Genomic DNA, 19,893 nt, shown 5'->3' with positions numbered 1-19,893 from the left:
GCACTGCCTCGGATCCCGGACCGATCCAGATCAGGGCGCCAGCTTGATCGAGTTGAACGGCGTGATCGAGCCTTCCCAGGTGAAATGAACGTAGATCGGCACCGTGCAGTTCGTGCCGTTGTAGCCGTAGCAGAGGTAGGCCATCGCGTTGCCGGTCTGGCAGTTGACGATCCTGCGCGTGCCGTACTCGTTCGAGAAGTTGTAGTAGCCGTAGTTGTAGAACTTGTGGTGGTCACGCCAAGCCTGCCGCTGGCTGTCCCACTTCTGCTCGCGCACCCAGCCGTCAAGGGTCGGGCACGAGGCGGTGTCGACGTACATGGCGTTCGCGGGGGCGGGGGTGAGCGAGATCGACGTTGCGATGGCCATCACTGTTCCGGCCAACGCGACGCCGATCCGCGTCGATCTGACGTGTCGTTTGATCCTCATGCCCCTCATCGTGATGCGCGAGGCTTACAGACTGCTGTCAGATTCATTTCACAAGGTCTCGCGCAGGTAGGCGAGGACGGCGGAGACCCGGCGGTCGGTGGTCGGGTCGAGCCGGAGCTTGGCGAAGATGTTGCCGACATGCTTGCGCACGGCGGCCTCGGAGACGAAGAGGGTGGTGGCGATGCTGCCGTTGGTGCGGCCCTCGGCCATCAGGCCCAGGACCTCGCGCTCGCGCTCCGAGAGCACGTCGAGCGGACCGTCCGGTTGGTGCCGGCTGAGGAGGCCGCGTACGACCTGGGGGTCGACGACCGTTTCGCCGCCGGCGACCCGGTCCAGGCTGTCGAGGAAGTCCCGGACGTGGCCGACCCGGTCCTTGAGCAGGTAGCCGATGCCGCCGCCACCGGTGGTGTCGAGGAGCTCGGCGAGGTAGGCGTCGGCGACGTAGGCCGAGAGCACCAGGACGGCAAGGTCGCGGTGCCGCCGGCGGAGCTCGGCGGCGGCACGCAGCCCTTCGTCGGTGTGGGTCGGCGGCATCCGGATGTCGGTGATGACGACGTCGGGGCGGGTGTGGTCGGTGAAGGCGAGCAGGGCGTCCGCGTCGCCGACCGCGGCGATGACCTCGTGGCCGGCCCGCTCGAGGATGGCGAGGAGGCCCTCGCGCAGCAGCGCGGCGTCCTCGGCCAGGACGATCCTCAGGGGAGCACGGTCGGGCACGTCATCCTCACTTCCGTCGGTCCGCCAGGTGGGCTGGTGACCTCGAGGTGGCCGTCCAGGGCGGCCAGCCGGGTGGCCAGGCCGGCCAGCCCGCCTCCGGGACGCACGGCGGCGCCACCGGCGCCATCATCGCGTACGCCGACCTCCAGCCGGTCACCGGCGACGTGCCCCTCGACGCGGGCGGAACGGGCACCGGCATGGCGGACCGCGTTGGTGAGTGCCTCGGCGACAAGGAAGTACGCCGCGGCCTCGACCGGCGCCGGCAGCCGGCGCTCGACCCGCAGGTCGACCGAGACCGGGATCCCGGAGGCGTCGGCGAGCTCGCGGACGGCAGCGGTGAGCCCGTGGTCGACCAGCACCCGCGGATGGATCCCGCGGACGGTGGCGCGAAGCTCGGCCAGCGCCGTCTCGGCCTGGGCGTGGGCCTGCCGGACGAGGTCGAGCCCGGCACCCTCGGGCACCTCCAGCTCGGCGAGGCCGAGGGTCATGGTCAGCGCGACCAGCCGCTGCTGCGCACCGTCGTGGAGGTCGCGCTCGATCCGGCTGCGCTCGGTCTCGAAGGCGTCGACGAGGTCGACGCGCGAGCGGCGCAGCTCGGCGACGGCCGCGGCCGTCCGGGTCTGGGCCGGTTCGAGCAGGAGCCGGGCCAGGCTGGCCTGGGCTGCGGCGAGGAGGGTGGCGGCGTAGAGGCCGGCGATCAGCAGCACCAGCCCCGGGACCACGGCGATCCAGGCCTCCGTGGGAGTGGTGAGCTGCCAGGGACCGAACGCGACGGGAGCATCGAGCCGGACCAGGACCGGGGCGAGCACCAGGACACCAGGGATGGTGATGATCAGGTTGATCGCGACGGCGTCGACCACCCACAGCACCGTGCCGACCAGCACGGTGTAGCCGACCTCGGGCCCGGAGATCCGCAGCCGGCGCAGAGCCCGGAGCCGGTCGTTCCAGGCGATCGGCTCCGGCCGCTCGGCCGGCCCCGGTCGTGCCTCGGGGAGAACCAGCCGGAGGCGTACCCGCTCCATGTCGGCGACGAACGCCGCCAGCAGCGGGATCCCGGCGAGGACCAGCACCCCGACCAGGAGGACCAGGGTGAGCAGCCCGACGCCGACCAGCACGAACAGCAGGAAGGCGACGACGAGACCGATCAGAGCGCCCGAGGCCAGGTAGGCCAGAGCGCGCCAGGGCCAGCTGGAGGCGAGCAGCCGCCAGGGGGAGGAGCGCAGCGCGGCCCAGACGTCGGGTGGTGGTCTCATGACTCTCGAGCCTAGGCACTCGGCGCCCGATGGCGGGGTAGCGCACGCGCTACCCCACAGTGGCGTCCGCGCCCGGGTGTACGCCGCGGAGGACGCGTTTGCTGGAACCATGACCGCCACCACCCCGCCCGCCGTCGTCCTCGACGACGTCACCCGCACCTACCGGTCCCGCTCCGGCAAGGTCGACGCCCTGCGGGGCGTGAGTCACGCCTTCGCCTCCGGTACGTTCACCGCGATCATGGGGCCGTCGGGATCGGGCAAGTCCACGCTGATGCAGATCGCGGCCGGCCTCGACCGGCCCACCCGGGGCCGCGTCCGGGTCGCCGGCGCCGACCTCGCCGGCCTGAACCGGACGACCCTGACGAGGCTGCGACGCGAGATGATGGGCTTCGTGTTCCAGCAGTACAACCTGCTCGACGCTCTCACCGCCTACGACAACGTCGCCCTCCCCGCCCGTCTCGCCGGCCGGCGTCCGGATCGCGCCGAGGTGATCGGGGCGCTCGATCAGGTCGGTCTGCACGGGCTCGCCAGGAGGCGGCCGCCGGAGCTCTCCGGTGGCCAGCAGCAGCGCGTGGCCATCGCGCGTGCGCTGCACGCCCGGCCCGCGGTGCTCTTCGCCGACGAGCCCACCGGTGCCCTGGACCGCCACGCTGGGCGCGACGTGCTCGAGCTGCTGCGGAACCTCGTCGACGCGCCGGTGACCCACGGGGTGGCACAGACGGTCGTGATGGTCACCCACGACCCGCTCGCCGCCTCGTACGCCGACAGCGTGCTGTTCCTCGCCGACGGCCGGGTCGTGGGGCAGATGGAGCGCAGCGACCCGGCCCGGATCGGCGCCCGCATGGCCGAGCTGGAGCCCGTGCTGGAGCCCGTGCTGTGAGCATCGTCGCGTTGACGGTGCACAGCCTGAAGAGCCTGCGCCAGTCCTGGCCTCCGTACGCCGGCGCCGCTGTCGCCCTCGCCGGCGGCATCGCCCTGATCACCCTCGCCACCAACATGCTGGGAGCGCTCGGCACCGCCACCGACGGGCTGGACCAGCAGACCCGGACGCAGATCGACGACCTCGGGTCGCTGTTCGGCATCATGGCCGGCATCTCGCTCTTCCTGGCGCTCTTCGTGGTCTCCTCGACCTTCGGGTTCGTGGTGGCCACCCGGCGCCGCGAGCTCGGCCTGCTCCGTCTGCTGGGGGCCACCCCGCGCCAGGTGCGGACCCTGCTCCTCGGCGAGGCGCTCGCCGTCGCGGCCCTCGGCACGGTCGCCGGCTGCCTGCTCGGCACCGCGGTGACGGTGCCGGTGCTGCGCATCCTGCATCAGGCCGGTGTCACTCCGGTCCTGCTCGCGATGCCGAGCCAGGGCACCGGGTGGGCGATCGCCGCCTGTTGCGGTGTCGGCGTCGCCCTGGTCGGGGCCTGGCGTGCGGGCGCCCGGGCGGGACGTACGCAGCCGGTCGAGGCGCTCCGCGAGGCGGTCCTCGAGCGCCGACGGCCCACGGTGATCCAGGGGCTGGTCGCGCTCACCGCGGGCGGTGCGCTGGTCGCGACCGCGGTGCTCGCTCCCGAGATGCCGCTGCTGTTCGCCCTGCTCGTGGGCATGTTCCTGCCGATCGTCGCTGTGATCGGCGCCAACGCGGTGGGCGGTCTGCTCTACACCGAGCTCGCGGCCTACGCCGGTGCCACGGTGGCGCGTCGGGACCCGGCGGCCCACCTGGCCCGCGATCTCGCCCGCACCAGCAGTCGGATGACCGCCGCGGTGGCGGCGCCGGTGGTGGCCATCATGGCGGTGGCCGGCTCGATGGTGCTCGCGGTCGGCGCGACCGCGGACTGGAGCGAGGGTGCCGACCGGGCCGCGCTCAGGTCGGAGCTGGTCGTCGAGCCGGCGGAGCGGCCCGAGCGGATCCAGGACGTGCCAGGGGTGCGAGTCGGCGACGTACGCCGCACGGCGCAGGTCGGGTTCGGGGGCGGGCCGGAGGATGTCGAGGTGGTCGACGTCGCCGACGCGGCCGCCACGCGGAGCCTGCAGGCGACGCAGGGGAGCCTGGCCGACCTGCACGGACGGGCGATGGCGGTCACCGCCTCCTACGTCACCGACCTCGGTGGCCGCGTCGGCCAGACCCGCCGGATGCGCGTCGACGGCCGGACCGTCAAGGTGCGCCTGGTCGCCGTCGTCCCCGACGCCCCGAACCTGTGGAGCGACGTCATCGTGCCCGAGGACCTGCCGCGGATCGGCCGGGTCGCCCGCGACACCGGAACGGTCTTCGTACGCACCGACGCCGGCGCGGACCTCGCCGGGACCGCACGGTCGATCCGGGACACCGGGGCCGAGGTGAGCACCGGCGAGGAGTGGATCGGCGCGGTCTCGGCCGAGGCGCGCGAGATGAACACGGTCGTGCTGTGGGTGATGCTGGGCCCGGCCGGGGTCTACGCCGCGATCGCCGCCGTCAACGCGGTCCTGATCGGGGCGAGCCAGCGACGCCGCCAGACCGCCACCGCCCGGCTCGTCGGTGCCACCCCGGCACAGGTGCGCCGCACCGCGCTCTGGGAGACGGCGTTCACCGGCGCCGGCGCTCTGCTGGTCGGCGGCGCGGTCACCGGATTCACCGGCTGGCTGATGCGGCAGGCGGTGGTGCGCGACGTGCCCGAGGCGCCGCTGACGTTCCCCTGGCAGGCCCTGTCCGGGATCACCGCAGCCTGCCTGGTGGTGCTGCTCGCCGCCGCCGTCGCCGGGGCGTACGCGCTGCGGGGCGGGGAAGCGGCCGAATGAGCCTGTCCTGAATGGGTCTGTGAGGAGTTAAGTAGTGTTTGCCGCGTGACGGAGATGGACGGCGTACTCACCCAGGACGGCATCGGCGAGGGCGACGGTCTGGAGCGGCTGTGGACCCCCTACCGGATGGCCTACATCCGCGGCGAGAACAAGCCCACCGACCCCTCGGAGACGAAGTGCCCCTTCTGCCGGGTGCCGACGCTGGAGGACGCCGAGGGGCTGGTCGTCCACCGCGGTGAGACCTGCTTCGTGGTGCTCAACCTCTATCCGTACGCCCCGGGCCACATGATGGTGTGCCCCTACCGTCACATCGCCGGCTACGTCGAGACCACCGACGAGGAGGCCGCCGAGATGGCGGTGCTGACCAAGCAGGCCGTACGCACCCTCGCCGACGTCTCTCGGGCCGAGGGCTTCAACATCGGGATGAACCAGGGCACCGCCGGTGGTGCCGGCATCGCCGCCCACCTCCACCAGCACATCGTGCCCCGCTGGGTCGGCGACCAGAACTTCATGCCGATCATCGGCCGCACCAAGACCCTGCCGCAGCTGCTGACCGACACCCGCGCCCTGCTCGCACAGGCGTGGGCGTCGGCCTAGCAGCAGGCCGGCTGCCTCAGACGATCGCCCAGGCGACGGCCGCGGCCGCGAACCCGACGATCGAGAGCACCGTCTCCAGGACGGTCCAGGTCGCCAGCGTCTGCTTCACGCTCATGTTGAAGTAGCGCGACACGATCCAGAAGCCGCCGTCGTTGACGTGGCTGAGGATGATCGAGCCGGCGGCGATCGCGACGGCGATCACGGCGAGCTCGGGCTGCGAGTAGCCGGTGCCGAGGGTCGGCGCGATGATCCCGCCGGTGGTCACGATCGCCACGGTCGCGGATCCCTGGGCGATCCGCAGCGCGCAGGAGATGACGTAGGCCAGCAGCAGGATCGGCAGGCCGGCGTCGGAGAGCACCTCGGCGAGCGCGGCGCCCACGCCGGTCGCGGAGATCACCGCGCCGAAGAAGGCGCCGGCGCCGACGACGAGCAGGATCATGCCCACCGGCCGCAGCGAGGCGCCGGTGAACTCGGAGATCTCCTCGAGGCTCATCCCGCGCCGCAGGCCGAGCAGCCAGAAGGCCAGGAGCACGGCGATCGTGAGCGCGATCGCCGGGTTGCCGAGGAAGGTGAGCACATTCAGCAGCCGGCCCGGGTCGAGCAGCATCGTGCCGAAGGTCGCGCCGAGGATCAGGACCAGCGGCACCGCGATGACCCCGAGGACGAGAGCGAGCGAGACCGGAGCCGCGTGCGTCCTGGCCTGGTCCTGCTCCGCCTCGGTCTCGGCGACCAGGAACTCGTCGGGCACCGAGACCTGGACGCGCGGTGCGATCCACATCGGGAAGAGGATCCCGGCGGCGGCGAACGCGGGCAGGCCGCACAGCAGGCCCATGATGATCAGCCAGCCGAGGTCGACGCCGAGAAGACCGCCCAGGGCCGTCGGGCCGGGGTGAGGCGGCAGGAACGCATGGGTCATCGACAGACCCGCCAGGACGGGGAGGGCGTAGAGGACGAGGGAGCGACCACCACGGTGCGCGGCGACGTAGACCAGCGGCGCGAGCACGAAGATGCCGATGTCGAAGAAGACCGGGATGCCGAAGATCAGGCCGACCAGGCCCATGGCGACCGGGGTGCCGCGCTCGCCGAAGAGGCCGATCAGCTTCGAGGCGAGCACGTCGGCGCCGCCGGAGCGCTCGAGCAGCGACCCCAGCACGGTGCCGAGACCGATGATGAGCGCGATGTGGCCGAGTACGCCGCCGAAGCCGGTCTCGATGAGCGACTCCTTCGCGGAGAGAGCGGAGCCCACCATCTGCTCGACGGACAGGCCCGCGGCGACGGCGAGCCCGATGCCGCTGATGAAGAGCGCGATGAAGGGTTCGAGCTTGACCTTGATGATCAAGAGGAGGAGCACGGCGATCGCCGCGGCGCAGAGCAGCAGCAGGCCGGTCGTGCTTGTCTGGAGCCAATGCATGGTTGGTTCTCCCGTGTCAGGGTGGGGGATGGTCTCAGCGCAGAGCTGCGCGGAACCGGGCGGCGTTGGTGGTGATCTGCTCCCACCTGGCCTCGTCGACGTCGGCTGGCTGGACCACCGACGTCCCGGCGGTCACGGCGATGGCGCCGGCCCGCAGGAACTCCGCGGCGTTGTCGTCGTCGACTCCGCCGGAAGGGATCAGGGCGACCTCGGGGAACGGTCCACGCAGGTCGGAGAAGTAGCGGGGGCCGACGGCCCGCGCCGGGAAGATCTTGACCGCGTCGGCGCCGAGCGCGGTCGCGGCGAGCACCTCGGTCGGGGTGAGCGCGCCGAGGACGACGGCAGCACCGGCGGCGTGACCCGCGGCGACGATCTCCGCGGCCTCGGGCGGCAGTCCCGGTGTCACCAGGAACCGGGCGCCGGCCGCGAGGGCGGAGCGGGCCTGGTCGGCGGTGACCACCGTCCCGGCGCCGACGACGATGTCGTCGTCAGCGCGAGCAGCGACGTCGGCGAGCAGGTCGGTCAGACCCGGTGTCGTGTAGGTCAGCTCGACCGTCCGGATGCCCCCGGCGGCCAGCGCGTGGCACAGCGCGACGGGATCCTCGATCCGCGAGGCGCGTACGACGACGAGCGCCTGGTCGGCCCGGAGCGTCTCGATCACGGGAGTGGTCATCGGGGTCGGGTCCCTTCGTCGGTGCGGCGCAGCGCCCGTCCGGGCAGTGCGTCGGTGCGGTGGCCGTCCTCGATGACGGCGGTGCCGTTGACCAGCACCCAGTCGATGCCGCGAGCCTGCTGGCGCGGCTGCTCGAACGTGGCGGTGTCCTGGACGGTGTCGGGGTCGAGGAGCACCAGGTCGGCGGCGTACCCCTCCCGGACCAGGCCACGCTCGTGCAGCCCGAGCCTGGCCGCCGGGCGGCCGGTGAGGTGGTGGACGCAGTCGACCAGGTCGAGGACCCCGAGGTCGCGTACGTAGCGGGCGAGGTAGCGGGGGAAGGTGCCCCACGCGCGCGGGTGCGGGCGATCGCCGACGAGGATCGCGTCGCTGCCGCCGCAGTGGGTGCGGTGCCGCATGATCGTCTGCACGTTCTCCTCGTGGCCGACGTGCTGGAGGATCGTGGTGGCCAGCCGGTCGCGGACCAGCAGGTCGAAGAAGACGTCCGTGGCGACCTGTCCGGTCTCCTCGGCGATCTCGGCGACGGTGCGGCCGACGTGGCCGGACAGCTCCGGGTTGCGTACGCCGCTGATCTGGATCGTGCGCCAGTCGGTCACGCAGCCGTGGCAGCCGTCGGTGCCGACGTGGTCGAGCTCGTGCGCGATCCGGGCGCTGTCGCCGGGGTCCGCGATCCGCGCGAGCAGGGCATCGGGGCCGCCCGACGTCGACCAGCTGGGCAGCACGGCGCTGAGCGTGGTGGCGCCGGGGAGGTAGGGGTAGGTGTCGAGGGTGATGTCGACGCCGTCGGCCAGGGCCGCGTCGATGATCTCGACGAGCTCGCCGGCCCGCCCGCGGTTGGGCTCGAAGTTCATCGTCGCGTGGGTGAGGTGGAGGGCGCACCCGGAGGCCCGGGACACGGCGATCATCTCGGCGTACGCCTCCAGCGCACCGGCCCCGTAGGACCGGTGGTGCGGGCTGTAGTAGCCGCCCGCCTCGGCGACGACCCGGCACAGGGTGGCCAGCTCCTCGTCGTCGGCGAACATGCTCGGCGGGTAGGTCAGGCCGCTGCTCATCCCCACCGCACCCTCCTCGAGACCGACCCGGAGCAGCCGCGCCATCTCGGTGATCTCGGCGGCGGTCGCCGGCCGGTTGTCCGGACCGACGACCATGAGCCGCAGGGTTCCCTGCGGAACGAGGTACGCCGCGTTGCACGCGATCCCGCGGTCGAGCCGGTCCAGGTAGCCGGCGACGGTGTCCCAGTCGAAGTCGAAGTCGTCGGGCTCGCCGTTCCACCCCGCGATCTGGCGGCGCAGGTGGGCGCGCGTGGCCGGGTCGGCGGGTGCGAAGGAGAGGCCGTCCTGGCCGACGACCTCGAGGGTGACGCCCTGGCTCACCTTGGCGGTGTGGTCGGGGTTGACCAGGATCTGCAGGTCCGAGTGCGCGTGCATGTCGATGAACCCCGGGGTCAGCGCCCGCCCGGCGGCATCGACGGTGCGCCGCGCGGCCGGTGCCTGAGCATCGGTGTGGATGCCCGTGATGCGCCCGGCGTCGATGCTGACGTGGGCGTGGAACGCCGGGGCCCCGCTGCCGTCGATGACGGTCGCGTCGCGGATGAGCAGGTCGGTCATGGTGACTCCTCGTGGGTCTCTCAGAACCAGGTCCGCACGAGGTCGACGACGAGCGGGTCGTCGGCGTCGGCGTCGTCGAGGACCGGGACGAGGCTCCACTTGTCGAAGGCGGTGCACGGGTGCGAGAGCCCGAGACGGAGCTCGTCGCCGATCAGGACGGGTGCCTCGGTGGCGGGGTCCCAGCGGAGGAAGCCGTGCTGGTCGTTGAGTGCGGTCACCGTGACCCCGGTGAGCGGGGTCGCGGGGGAGCCGGTCGTCCGCGCCCGCAGCAGCTGGGCCTCGGGCAGGCCCTCGTCGAAGGGCAGGTCACGCTTGCCCGCGTCGAACAGCGCGAGACCCGGCTCCGGCTGTGAGGAGATCCGCACCCAGCCGTGGAGCGCGCTGCGCAGGCCGGGGCCGGTGGTGCGCGGGGCGCGGCCGAGGGGCGAGATGTCGCGGTAGAAGCCGTCGTCGTGGGTGATGTAGGCGCCGCTGCGCAGCACCACGCGGGCCTCGTCGTCGGCCACCAGCGGCGCGAGCGCGTCGGCCACCTGCTCGAAGTAGGCGCTGCCACCGGCGCTGACCACCGGCGTCCGGCCGGCGGGCAGCAGGCCGGAGATCCGCCGGTGCAGGGAGACGAGGCTGTCGACGTACGCATGGACGACGCCGAGCGCGGCCGCGTCGGTGGTGTGGGCGAGGGCGCCCTCGTAGCCGGTGACGCCGGCGAGCTCGAGGTGGGGTGAGGCGGCGATCGCCTCGGCGACGGCGACGGCGGTCGCCTCGTCCCGGGCGCCGGTGCGGCCGCCCGCGGCTCCGCGCTCGACCAGGACGGCCAGCGGACGTCGGGGCCCGACCTCGGCGGCATGGGCCGCGAGCGCGTCGTGCATCAGGGCCACCGTGCGTGGCGAGTCGGCCCACACCAGCACCTCCAGACCGGGGTCCTCGGTGATCTGGTCGGAGATCCAGCGCAGCGTGAGCGGCGAGACGATCGCGTTGGCCACGATCACCCGGGAGAGCCCGAAGGCGCGGGCGACGGCGAGCTGGGGGAGGTTCGCCACGGTGATCGCCCAGGCGCCGGCGGCGAGCTGCTCGGCCCACAGCTGCGGAGCCATCGTCGTCTTGCCGTGCGGAGCCAGGGCGATGCCGCGCTCCGCGCACCAGGCGGCCAGCACGTCACGGTTGTGACTCATCGCGACCCGCGAGAGGGAGAGCACCGGCGTGGGCAGCTGCGAGAGCCGCGGCGCCTCCGCGAGCACCTCGGCGACCGTACGTCCCCACAGCGCGGGTGGGATCGCCTTGTGACGCCAGTCGACCCGCTCCCCGCGCAGTGCCGCGACGGCCGTCGTGTCGATGTGGGCTGCCGGGTGATCCATGGCCCGTCCTTCCTTCGTTGCACATTATGCAACGGTGATTGCGTAATTCGATTCGTTAGTTGTAGCATCGGCCACACCGGGCGTCAACGGCTCGGCGGAGAACCAACAGGGGAGGAGCTTCATCCGTGGGCAGTAGCGGAGACGTGCGAGTGGTCTGTCTCGGCGAGGCGATGGTCGTGCTGCGTCCGGAGGGCGACCAGTCGCTCGCCGCGGCGACGACCCTGCGACGTTCGGTCGGTGGCGCCGAGGCCAACGTGGCCGGAGCTCTGGCCGCGCTCGGTGTGCGGACCGCCTGGGTCTCTCGGCTCGGCCAGGACCCGTTCGGCGACGTCGTGACCGAGGACCTGATCGCCCGCGACGTGGACGTCGAGGCAGAGCGCGATCCCGAGCGACCCACGGGGCTCTACCTGAAGGAGCCCGCCCCCGGCGGCAGCCGCATGCACTACTACCGGGCAGGCTCCGCGGCGGCCGCGATGGACGCCGACCTGCTCGATCGCCCCGAGGTCGCGCGGGTGCTGGCCACGGCCGAGGTCGTGCACACCTCCGGCATCACCTTGGGAATCCTCGAGGAGGGTTCGGCGCTGGTCGCCCGCCTGCTGGCGTTGCGTGACGAGCTCGGCTTCCGGCTCAGCGTCGACCTCAACTGGCGACCGGCCCTGTGGGCCGGGCGCGGCATCGCGCCGCTGCTCGACCTGCTCCGCGCGGCCGACGTCGTCCTGCTCGGCGCCGACGAGGCACGCGCCGCGCTCGGCGTGCACACCCCCGAGGACCTCCGCGAGCTCCTGGGCGAGCGTCCGCGGCTGGTGCTCAAGGCCGACTCGCACGCCGCCGGAGAGCACGACCCGGACGGACGCACGACCCAGGTGTCCGCCCTCCGCGTCGACGTGGTCGAGCCGGTCGGCGCCGGTGACGGCTTCGCGGCCGGCTACCTGGCCGCGCTCGTCGACGGCGCCGGTCCGGTGGGTCGGCTGCGCCAGGGTCACCTGGTCGCCGCGGGCGTGCTGGCCGTGGCCGGTGACCATGCGACACCGCCGCCCGAGGACGTACGTTCGCGGCTGCTCGAGTGCTCCGAGGACGACTGGGCCGCGACCCGGGTCAGCGCCGCCGGCATCGACTCCCCGGCGCTCGCGAACCGCGAGGTGGCCCGATGAGCCAGAGTCTCTCCCGCGCGCTGCAGATCCTCATCGAGCTCGGTGAGGGCGAGCGGTCGCTCGACCAGGTGGCCGCCAGCCTCGAGGTCCACAAGACCACCGCGATGCGGCTGCTGCACACCCTGGAGGCCGACCGGTTCGTACGCCGCGACGACCGCCAGCGCTACCACCTCGGCTCCCGGCTGTTCGCGCTCGGCGGCGCCGCGCTCGCCCAGCACGCGATCCGCGACGTGGCCCAGCCCCATCTGACCCGGCTCGCGGCCGAGACGGGCGGCCAGGCCGTTCACCTGGCTGCCTACGAGAACGGCACGGCCATCTATCTGGCCAAGGTGGAGAGCACCCACGCCGTGCGGATGTACTCCCGCGTCGGCCTGCCCGCCGCGCTGCACGCGACAGCGGTCGGCAAGGTGCTGGTCGCCGACCTGCCGCCGGGGGAGCGCGACGCCGTGATCGCGGGCATCGACTTCCGGCCCTTCACCAGCCGCACCATCGCCGACGCGGCGGGCTACCGCGAGGTGCTCGCCCGCACGCGCGAGCAGGGCTGGGCCGAGGACGCCGCCGAGCACGAGGACTTCATCAACTGCGTCGGGGCGCCCGTACGCGACGAGGCCGGGCGCGTGGTCGCCGCGGTCTCCGTCTCCGTGCCCGACGTCATCCTGCCCCGCGAGGGAGTGCGCGCCCTGGTGCCGCAGCTCCTCGCCGGCACCGAAGCGATCTCCGCCGACTGGGCCGGCCGGAGCTCATGACACCACCCGAGAGGAACCACATGTCCGACATCCGCATCTCCACCGACCAGGCCCCTGCCCCCGCGCACACCTTCTCCCAGGGGGTCGTTCGCGGCGGCCTGATCCAGGTCTCCGGCCAGGGCCCGGTCGACCCCGCCACGAACGAGTACCTGTTCCCCGGCGACGTGAAGGCCCAGACCGTACGCACCTTGGCGAACGTCGAGGCCATCCTGGCCGCCGCCGGCGCGGGCTTCGAGGACGTACTCATGCTCCGGGTCTACCTGACGACCCGGGACGACTTCGCCGCGATGAACGAGGCCTACGGCGAGTTCATCGGCTCGCGGGTCGCCGAGGGCGGCATCCTCCCGTGCCGCACCACCGTGATGACCGGCCTGCCGCGTGAAGAGATGCTCGTCGAGATCGACGCGCTCGCGGTCGCCCGTTAGTCGATGACCCGGGCGAGCTCCCGGCTGAGGTAGGGCGCCAGCGTGCGGGCGTAGCGCGAGGTGATGTGGTTGCCGTCGCGGTAGACGATGACGTTGCCGATCACCGCCGGGCAGACCTCGTCCCCGCAGAACAGGCGGGTCAGGTCGACCAGGTGCGCGTTGGGATCGCGAGGGACCGCGTCACGGTGCGGGTCCTTGACGAGCACGTCGGTGCGCGGCCGCCCGCACGCCTCGCCCGCGGTCTCGGGGGAGTGCCGCTGGATGCAGCCCAGCGTGGTGCGTAGATAGGCGGCGTTGTCGGGCTCGAACATCGGGTTGTCGACCAGCGCGATCACCGGGACCCGCTTCGAGGGCCGGTGGCTCCAGGCCTCGACCAGACCGTCGACCGTGGACTCGTACGGCGTCTCGCCGCCCAGCGGCTGCGTCGTCTTGCGGGCCGAGTGGGTCACGATGATCGCGTCGAGGTCCTGCTGCTCGGGAGCACGCAGGTAGGCCTCGAGTTGCCGGTTCCACTCCGCGCAGGCGGGGCGGTTGTCGGCGATGTCCTTCCCGAGCGGCCGCGAGTTCCAGTGGCACGCGGCCCGGGCGGCGACGTCGATGCGCCAGTTGCGCTGCTTGCCGATCAGGTCGAGCGCGCCGACCGGGGCGACGGCATGGGAGTCGCCGACCATCAGCAGCCGCTTCTGGTAGCCCTCGACCGTCCCGTTCGGGCAGGCGGTGAAGCGCACCGGCCGCTCCTCGAAGGACCAGCACTCGCCTCGGTTCTCGTCGTCCGCGCCGATCGCGGCCACCGCCGGGATCAGCTCGCCGCGCAGGTCGGGGTTGCGGCACGAGCCTCCCGCGGAGCTCGCCGCCAGCGCGGACGCACCGAGGCAATCGGTCGTGAACGGGTCGGCGGTGGCGAGCCGGGCCGCCGCCGCGATCGCCCTGTCCTCGGAGTGGTCGATCGCGGCAAGCCCGCTCCAGCCGGCCCCGACCGCGACCACGAGGGCGGCCAGGGTGGCGACCAGCGCCCGCGGGCCGCCGGGCCTGATGACGTACGTCTGGACCTGGCGGGTGATGAGGCGGTTGGTCGCCCAGGCGAGCAGGGTCGAGACGACCAGCACGCCGGCGGCCGAGGCGACGGTCAGCCGCTCGTCACCGCTGTAGTAGAGCCAGGCGATCAGCAGCGGCCAGTGCCACAGGTAGAGCTCGTAGGAGATGTCGGCGACGAACCGTAGCGGAGGTGTCTCCAGCAGGCGCCGCGGCCCACGCGGCGACGGGGTCGAGCCGGCCATCACCAGCAGCGCCCCGGCGACCGGCCACAGGGCCAGCGGCCCGGGGAAGTGGTCCGCGCCGTCCATCACGAAACCACAGGTCACGACCAGGGCTAGCCCGGTCCACGCGGCGTACGGCTTGATCTTCTCGGGCAGGCTCAGGCGGCGCAGGGCCAGCGCCGTGAGGGCACCGGCGGCGATCTCCCAGAAGCGGGTGACGGAGTTGAAGTACGCAGCCGCCTGGTCGGCCCCGGAGACCTTGATCGCGTAGGCGAAGGAGACCGTGAACGCCACCGCGGTCAGCACGAACAGCACCCGCGCGAGGCTGAGCCTCCCGCGCAGCCGGCCGCGGGCCACCAGGCGGAGGGCCAGGGCGAGCCCGACGACCACCAGCGGCCACAGCAGGAAGAACTGCCCCTGCACCGCGAGCGACCAGAAGTGTTGCACCGGCGTCGAGGACGGCCCGGCGGCGCCGTAGGAGAGCTGGCTGGCGATGAGCTCCCAGTTGAGCGTGTAGGTCGCGGCCGCGACGATCTCGCGCGTGGTCTGCGCCCACAGCGTCTGCGGCATGAAGGCCACCATCAGCGCCGCCGTCGCGGCCAGCACGATCAGCGCCGGCGCGGCGAGCCGCGCGAACGTACGTCCGTAGTGCTCGCCCAGCCTCACCTGGTTGCGTTCGGCCCTGCCGACCAGTGACCGGGTGGCGAGGAAGCCGGAGACCACCAGGAAGACGTCGATCCCGCCGGAGACCCGGCCGTTGCCGAAGAGATGGAAGGCGACGACGAGCGCCAGGGCGATACCGCGCAGGCCGTGGATCTCGCTGATGTGTCCGGAGGTGTGCCCAGATTTGGGGCTGTTGGGCTCGCTGCCGGCCCGGCTGGTCGTGGTCGTGCGGAAATCCGAGGTGACGGTCACGTGATCGCTGTTCTAGTGGACGTTGACGGGCGGGAGCCGTCGCACCGTAACGAGCAGTGGTGACGTGAAGGCGTACGGCCGTTATCAATCCGCCGTCGAGATCTCCTCAGAACCGCTTCATATCGCCGCTGAAGGAGATAGGTTGCACCCCGACGTGACATAGATCACACCCAGGACTGAGGAGTTCGACGATGAACACGCACAAGATCGGCCGCCTGATGGCGGTCGCAGCGGTGGCGACCCTGTCGACCGCATCGCTCGTGGCATGTGGAGGCTCGGATGACGGTGGCGACTCGGGAGACTCGGGCGGCACCGACGTCGGGGTGATCCTGCCCGACGCGACCACGTCTCCCCGATGGGAGTCCCAGGACCGGCCCAACCTCGAGAAGGCGTTCGCCGATGCCGGCCTCGAGGCCACGATCCAGAACGCCCAGGGCGACACCGCGAAGTTCGGTCAGCTGTGCGACAGCATGATCAACGAGAACGTCAAGGTCATCATCATCACCAACCTCGACTCCGAGTCGGGCGCGGCCTGCCTGAAGAAGGCGGCGGACGCGGGCGTGACGAGCATCGACTACGACCGGCTGACGCTCAACGGCGGCGCCTCCTACTACGTCTCCTTCGACAACGTGAAGGTCGGCGAGCTGATGGGCACCGGGCTGGACGAGTGCATCACCGCGATGGGCAAGAAGGGCGGCAACATCGTCTACGTCAACGGCGCGGCCACCGACAACAACGCGGCCCTGTTCAAGTCGGGCTACGAGAAGGCGCTCGAGCCGAAGATCGCCGACGGCACCTACAAGCTCGTCGGTGACCAGTCGGGCGAGTGGGACGCCACCAAGGCCGGCGAGGTCTTCGACCAGATGTACACCGCCAACAACGGAAAGATCGACGGTGTGGTCTCCGCCAACGACACCATGGCCGGCGGCATCATCGCCCGGCTGAAGGCCAACAACGCGCAGGGCAAGATCCCGGTGACCGGCCAGGACGCCTCGGTCGAGGGTCTGCAGAACATCCTGCAGGGCTTCCAGTGCGGCACCGTCTACAAGAACACCGAGCTCGAGGCCAAGGCTGCCTCCGACCTGGCGATCGCGCTGATCGAGGGCGACGAGGACGCCGCCTCGGCGCTGGCCACCGGAACCGTCAAGGACACCGAGGCCGACAAGGACGTGCCGTCGGTGCTGGCCGAGCCCGTCTGGGTCACCAAGGAGAGCGTCAAGACGGTCATCGAGGACGGTCAGGCCGACGCCGCGGAGGTGTGCGCCGGCGCGATCGCCGACCTGTGCACCGAGAACGGCGTCCCTCAGTGAGTTCGCTGCTGGAGCTGCACGGCGTCGAGAAGTCCTTCGGCGCCGTGCAGGTCCTGCGCGGAGTGGACCTCTCGGTCCAGGCGGGCCGGGTCACCGCGCTCGTCGGCGACAACGGCGCCGGCAAGAGCACCCTGGTCAAGGGAATGGCCGGGATCCATCTCTTCGACGCCGGTGACTACCTCTTCGAGGGAGAGCCGGTGAAGGTGACCAACCCCAAGGACGCCGCCGCGCTCGGGATCGAGGTCGTCTACCAGGACCTCGCGTTGTGCGACAACCTCGACGTCGTCCACAACATGTTCCTCGGCCGGGAGATGAAACGTCTCCGGCTGGTCGACGAGGACAGCATGGAGCAGCGCGCTCGAGAGACCCTCGACGGCCTCTCGGTGCGTACGCTGAAATCGGTGCGTACGCCGGTGGCCTCGCTCTCCGGTGGCCAGCGCCAGACCGTGGCGATCGCCCGCGCCGTGCTGTGGAACTCGAAGCTGGTCATCCTCGACGAGCCGACAGCGGCTCTCGGCGTGGCGCAGACCGAGCAGGTGCTGCGGCTCGTTCGGCGCCTGGCCGACCGGGGTCTCGGCGTCCTGCTGATCAGCCACAACCTCAACGACGTCTTCGAGGTCGCCGACGACATCGCGGTCCTGTACCTGGGCGGCATGGTCGGGCAGATCGAGGCCGCCTCCACCACGCGCGAGCGGGTGGTGCAGGCGATCACCACTGGCGTCGTTCCCGAGGGAGGTGCGGCATGAGCACGGACACCGATGACCCGACGATCGCTGCGGCACCGGACCCGGAGCCCGACAACTCGCTTGCCGGGATCTTCCGGGCCTACATGGCCAAGCTCAGGGGAGGCGAGGTCGGTTCGCTGCCGGCGGTGCTGGGTCTGATCGCGCTGGTCGTGGTCTTCTCCGCGCTGCGTCCCGAGCAGTTCACCAACTCCTTCAACTTCGCCAACCTGATCGGCCAGTCGGCAGGCGTGACAGTGCTCGCGATGGGTCTGGTCTTCGTGCTGCTGCTGGGCGAGATCGACCTCTCGGCCGGGTTCGCGGGCGGGACGTGCGCCGGGGTGCTCGGGGTGTGCCTGACCCGGCAGGAGTGGCCACTGGTCCCGGCGCTGCTGGCAGCTCTCCTCACCGGGGCGCTGATCGGCCTGCTCATCGGGCTGCTGGTGGCCAGGCTCGGGATCCCGTCGTTCGTGGTCACGCTGGCCGCGTTCCTTGGGCTGCAGGGCGTACTCCTGACGATGATCGGCGAGGGTGGGACGATCCCCATCCGCAACGACTTCATCAACGGCCTCAACAACTCCAACCTGCCGGTCTGGCTCGGCTGGGTGCTCGGTGTCGTCTGCATCGTGGGCTATGCGGGCTCGACGTACATCACCGATGCGCGCCGCCGCGCCAAGAACCTCACCGTGCAGCCGATCCTGCTGTGGGCGCTGAAGACCGGGCTGCTGACGGTCGTGGTGCTCGCCGTGGTCGGCTACCTCTCCGTCGAGCGCAGCCGCAACCCGGCGCTGACCTCGCTCAAAGGGGTGCCGGTCTCGCTGGTGGTCATCGTCGGCCTGCTGATCATGCTCACCTTCATGCTGACCCGCACCGGCTGGGGTCGGCACGTCTACGCGGTCGGCGGCAACGCCGAGGCGGCTCGCAGGGCCGGGATCAACGTGTTCCGGGTGCGCCTGTCGTGCTTCATCCTCTGCTCCACCATGGCGGCGGTCGCCGGCATCATGATCGCCAGCCGGACCAACTCGGTGAACCCGAACACGGGCGGCGAGACGACCCTGCTGTACGCCGTGGGCGCCGCCGTCATCGGCGGCACCTCGCTCTTCGGCGGCAAGGGCCGGGTCATCGACGCCGTCATCGGTGGCACCGTCGTGGCCGTCATCGACAACGGGATGGGCCTGCTCGACCAGCCTCAGGGCACCGTGTGGATGGTCACCGGCCTGGTCCTCCTGGTCGCTGCGAGCGTCGACGCGCTCTCCCGGCGCCGGGCGTCGGCTACCGGGCACGTGTAGCTGCCTGTTCCTTCAGCAAGGTATGCAGGCGAAGGCGCACATCCCCAGCGGAGCTCCGCGCGGGATGTGCGCCTTTCGCTGCATACCCTTCGACAAGCTCAGGACACCGCCTTGCTGAAGGTTCAGGCCGGCGGCGCTGTGCTGCTGCGCACGACCAGCTCGGCCGGCAGGCGCAGGTGGCGCTCGGTCTGCTTGCCCTCCAGCAGCTCGAGCAGGAGCCCGAGGGCGGCCCGGCCCATCTCGTGGAGCGGCTGGGCGACGGTGGTGAGCGGGGGAGTGGCGTCGCGGGCCTCGGGTACGTTGTCGAAGCCGATCACCGAGAGGTCCTCGGGCACGCGCAGGCCGAGCGAGCCGGCGACCTCGATGACCTTGATCGCGGAGATGTCGTTGGCGGCGAAGATGGCGGTGGGCCGCTCGCCGACCGGGAGCGAGAGCAGCTCGCGGGCCGGTGCCTCGGCGAGCTCGGGGTGGTAGCCGCCCACTCGGATCAGGTCGGGTGAGACGCTCAGGCCGGCGTCGTAGAGGGCCTCGCGGTAGCCCTGCTCACGCAGGCCGGCGGAGCGGAGGTCGGGGCGCCCGCCGAGGAAGCCGATGCGCCGGTGGCCGAGCCCGACCAGATGGTCGACGGCGAGCCGGGCGCCGGTGACGTTGTCGGCGTCGACGGTCATCGGGCCGTCCGGTCCGGTGTGGGGGTCGATCGCGACGACCGGGATGGTGGTCTCGTCGGTGATGATCATCGATGGCGTGACCACGATCGCGCCGTCGATCAGGGTGTGACCGAGGCGGGAGAGCGAGCGGCGCTCCCAGCCGGTGTGGTTGTGGGCGCCGGTGCGCCCCGCGTGGGCCAACAGCTCATAGCCGGTGCCGTCCAGTGCTGCCGAGATCCCCTTGAGGAGCTCGGCGGAGTAGGGCTCGAACTCGGCCACGAGCACGCCGATGACGCCGGTGGACTTGCGGCGCAGGCTCGAGGCGATCAGCGACGACTGGTAGCCGAGCTCGTCGATCACCGCGAGGACCTTCTCGCTGGTCGCCTCGCTGACTCCGTAGCGCTCGTTGATCACCTTCGAGACCGTGGCCACCGAGACCCCCGCTTCGCGGGCGACGTCGGTGATCGTCACCCGGCGGGGGCGGGGCTGATCGATCGTGCTCATGGCCTGACAGTAGCCCACTTGGGGCATGTCCGATAACCATCTACGAAAACGTTATCGACAACGATTGACACGACCGTCGAGCAGCCGCCATGCTCGACCCCAACAATGTGGCGGCAGTCACATAACCCACACACC

18 protein-coding genes are annotated in these 19,893 nt (G+C 71.6%); 9 read left to right on the top strand and 9 right to left on the bottom strand.

Translation table 11 applies throughout. The annotated features are described in order from the left end of the window. Positions 1–30: 30 nt before the first annotated feature. The 3 genes from ACIRON_RS11960 to ACIRON_RS11950 are packed head-to-tail and all read right to left on the bottom strand — an operon-like array spanning position 31 to position 2,393. On the bottom strand, positions 31–426 hold the full coding sequence (locus ACIRON_RS11960) for a hypothetical protein (RefSeq protein WP_402992516.1): 396 nt from the start codon (positions 424–426) through the stop codon (positions 31–33). Between the two features lie 48 nt (positions 427–474). After that, positions 475–1,140: a response regulator gene (locus tag ACIRON_RS11955; protein ID WP_402992515.1), complete on the bottom strand. Its 666-nt coding sequence runs from the start codon at positions 1,138–1,140 to the stop codon at positions 475–477. Continuing rightward, a complete protein-coding gene (locus tag ACIRON_RS11950) occupies positions 1,119–2,393 on the bottom strand; it encodes a sensor histidine kinase (RefSeq protein WP_402992514.1) in 1,275 nt (424 codons plus the stop codon). Before ACIRON_RS11950 ends, ACIRON_RS11955 begins: the two co-directional genes overlap by 22 nt. Positions 2,394–2,502: 109 nt before the next feature. On the opposite strand from ACIRON_RS11950, the gene ACIRON_RS11945 reads away from it, so the two are divergent. From ACIRON_RS11945 to ACIRON_RS11935, 3 genes are read left to right on the top strand one after another with little or no spacing between them, the layout of a single operon-like run. Next, the gene (locus ACIRON_RS11945) at positions 2,503–3,273 is read left to right on the top strand and encodes an ABC transporter ATP-binding protein (RefSeq protein WP_402992513.1); all 771 of its coding nucleotides are present in this window, start codon (positions 2,503–2,505) and stop codon (positions 3,271–3,273) included. Then, complete coding sequence (locus ACIRON_RS11940; RefSeq protein WP_402992512.1) at positions 3,270–5,153, top strand: FtsX-like permease family protein; 1,884 nt, start codon at positions 3,270–3,272, stop codon at positions 5,151–5,153. Before ACIRON_RS11945 ends, ACIRON_RS11940 begins: the two co-directional genes overlap by 4 nt. Before the next feature lie 54 nt (positions 5,154–5,207). Then, positions 5,208–5,750, top strand: coding sequence for an HIT domain-containing protein (locus ACIRON_RS11935; RefSeq protein WP_091041199.1), 543 nt, complete (start codon positions 5,208–5,210; stop codon positions 5,748–5,750). Positions 5,751–5,766: 16 nt separating this feature from the next. Here the strand turns inward: ACIRON_RS11935 and ACIRON_RS11930 are convergent, their stop codons facing one another. Genes ACIRON_RS11930 through ACIRON_RS11915 form a run of 4 tightly spaced genes read right to left on the bottom strand, consistent with a single transcriptional unit; the run spans position 5,767 to position 10,793 of the window. Next, positions 5,767–7,161: a GntP family permease gene (locus ACIRON_RS11930; RefSeq protein WP_402992511.1), complete on the bottom strand. Its 1,395-nt coding sequence runs from the start codon at positions 7,159–7,161 to the stop codon at positions 5,767–5,769. A 34-nt stretch (positions 7,162–7,195) separates the two neighbouring features. Then, positions 7,196–7,834, bottom strand: a complete 639-nt coding sequence (locus ACIRON_RS11925; protein WP_402992510.1) for a bifunctional 4-hydroxy-2-oxoglutarate aldolase/2-dehydro-3-deoxy-phosphogluconate aldolase — start codon at positions 7,832–7,834, stop codon at positions 7,196–7,198. Further along, the gene (locus tag ACIRON_RS11920) at positions 7,831–9,441 is read right to left on the bottom strand and encodes an amidohydrolase family protein (RefSeq protein WP_402992509.1); all 1,611 of its coding nucleotides are present in this window, start codon (positions 9,439–9,441) and stop codon (positions 7,831–7,833) included. The genes ACIRON_RS11925 and ACIRON_RS11920 overlap by 4 nt, the downstream gene beginning before the upstream one ends. A 20-nt stretch (positions 9,442–9,461) precedes the next feature. Continuing rightward, positions 9,462–10,793: an amino acid deaminase gene (locus ACIRON_RS11915; protein ID WP_402992508.1), complete on the bottom strand. Its 1,332-nt coding sequence runs from the start codon at positions 10,791–10,793 to the stop codon at positions 9,462–9,464. A 125-nt stretch (positions 10,794–10,918) separates the two neighbouring features. Here ACIRON_RS11915 and ACIRON_RS11910 point away from each other — a divergent pair, with 125 nt between their 5' ends. Genes ACIRON_RS11910 through ACIRON_RS11900 form a run of 3 tightly spaced genes read left to right on the top strand, consistent with a single transcriptional unit; the run spans position 10,919 to position 13,115 of the window. Beyond that, entirely contained in the window at positions 10,919–11,944 is a 1,026-nt protein-coding gene (locus ACIRON_RS11910) for a sugar kinase (RefSeq protein WP_402992507.1), read from the top strand. Beyond that, positions 11,941–12,690, top strand: coding sequence for an IclR family transcriptional regulator (locus ACIRON_RS11905; protein ID WP_402992506.1), 750 nt, complete (start codon positions 11,941–11,943; stop codon positions 12,688–12,690). The genes ACIRON_RS11910 and ACIRON_RS11905 overlap by 4 nt, the downstream gene beginning before the upstream one ends. 20 nt (positions 12,691–12,710) lie before the next feature. Continuing rightward, entirely contained in the window at positions 12,711–13,115 is a 405-nt protein-coding gene (locus ACIRON_RS11900; protein ID WP_402992505.1) for a RidA family protein, read from the top strand. Here the strand turns inward: ACIRON_RS11900 and ACIRON_RS11895 are convergent. Then, positions 13,112–15,286, bottom strand: coding sequence for an acyltransferase family protein (locus ACIRON_RS11895; RefSeq protein WP_402992504.1), 2,175 nt, complete (start codon positions 15,284–15,286; stop codon positions 13,112–13,114). The two genes, ACIRON_RS11900 and ACIRON_RS11895, sit on opposite strands and share 4 nt — an antisense overlap. Positions 15,287–15,477: 191 nt before the next feature. Here ACIRON_RS11895 and ACIRON_RS11890 point away from each other — a divergent pair, with 191 nt between their 5' ends. The 3 genes from ACIRON_RS11890 to ACIRON_RS11880 are packed head-to-tail and all read left to right on the top strand — an operon-like array spanning position 15,478 to position 18,607. After that, positions 15,478–16,596 carry a sugar ABC transporter substrate-binding protein gene (locus ACIRON_RS11890; RefSeq protein ID WP_402992503.1) on the top strand — a complete coding sequence of 373 codons (1,119 nt, stop codon included), beginning with the start codon at positions 15,478–15,480 and terminating at the stop codon, positions 16,594–16,596. Next, positions 16,593–17,342 carry an ATP-binding cassette domain-containing protein gene (locus ACIRON_RS11885; RefSeq protein WP_091041212.1) on the top strand — a complete coding sequence of 250 codons (750 nt, stop codon included), beginning with the start codon at positions 16,593–16,595 and terminating at the stop codon, positions 17,340–17,342. Before ACIRON_RS11890 ends, ACIRON_RS11885 begins: the two co-directional genes overlap by 4 nt. Next, positions 17,339–18,607, top strand: coding sequence for a sugar ABC transporter permease (locus tag ACIRON_RS11880; RefSeq protein WP_402992502.1), 1,269 nt, complete (start codon positions 17,339–17,341; stop codon positions 18,605–18,607). The genes ACIRON_RS11885 and ACIRON_RS11880 overlap by 4 nt, the downstream gene beginning before the upstream one ends. Positions 18,608–18,729: 122 nt before the next feature. Here the strand turns inward: ACIRON_RS11880 and ACIRON_RS11875 are convergent, their stop codons facing one another. Beyond that, positions 18,730–19,758: a LacI family DNA-binding transcriptional regulator gene (locus tag ACIRON_RS11875; protein WP_402992501.1), complete on the bottom strand. Its 1,029-nt coding sequence runs from the start codon at positions 19,756–19,758 to the stop codon at positions 18,730–18,732. Positions 19,759–19,893 lie beyond the last annotated feature (135 nt).

It is taken from the genome of Nocardioides sp. NPDC101246, from assembly GCF_044767415.1.
GTDB lineage: Bacteria > Actinomycetota > Actinomycetes > Propionibacteriales > Nocardioidaceae > Nocardioides.
Note: the sequence above shows the minus strand (reverse complement) of the source record. Positions and strands in the feature narration are given on the sequence as shown.

Coding starts and splice junctions, on each gene's coding strand:
- ACIRON_RS11960 (WP_402992516.1), bottom strand. CDS start 426: ATGAGGATCAAACGACACGTCAGATCGACGCGGATCGGCGTCGCGTTG.
- ACIRON_RS11950 (WP_402992514.1), bottom strand. CDS start 2,393: ATGAGACCACCACCCGACGTCTGGGCCGCGCTGCGCTCCTCCCCCTGG.
- ACIRON_RS11945 (WP_402992513.1), top strand. CDS start 2,503: ATGACCGCCACCACCCCGCCCGCCGTCGTCCTCGACGACGTCACCCGC.
- ACIRON_RS11935 (WP_091041199.1), top strand. CDS start 5,208: ATGGACGGCGTACTCACCCAGGACGGCATCGGCGAGGGCGACGGTCTG.
- ACIRON_RS11930 (WP_402992511.1), bottom strand. CDS start 7,161: ATGCATTGGCTCCAGACAAGCACGACCGGCCTGCTGCTGCTCTGCGCC.
- ACIRON_RS11925 (WP_402992510.1), bottom strand. CDS start 7,834: ATGACCACTCCCGTGATCGAGACGCTCCGGGCCGACCAGGCGCTCGTC.
- ACIRON_RS11920 (WP_402992509.1), bottom strand. CDS start 9,441: ATGACCGACCTGCTCATCCGCGACGCGACCGTCATCGACGGCAGCGGG.
- ACIRON_RS11915 (WP_402992508.1), bottom strand. CDS start 10,793: ATGGATCACCCGGCAGCCCACATCGACACGACGGCCGTCGCGGCACTG.
- ACIRON_RS11905 (WP_402992506.1), top strand. CDS start 11,941: ATGAGCCAGAGTCTCTCCCGCGCGCTGCAGATCCTCATCGAGCTCGGT.
- ACIRON_RS11900 (WP_402992505.1), top strand. CDS start 12,711: ATGTCCGACATCCGCATCTCCACCGACCAGGCCCCTGCCCCCGCGCAC.
- ACIRON_RS11890 (WP_402992503.1), top strand. CDS start 15,478: ATGAACACGCACAAGATCGGCCGCCTGATGGCGGTCGCAGCGGTGGCG.
- ACIRON_RS11880 (WP_402992502.1), top strand. CDS start 17,339: ATGAGCACGGACACCGATGACCCGACGATCGCTGCGGCACCGGACCCG.
- ACIRON_RS11875 (WP_402992501.1), bottom strand. CDS start 19,758: ATGAGCACGATCGATCAGCCCCGCCCCCGCCGGGTGACGATCACCGAC.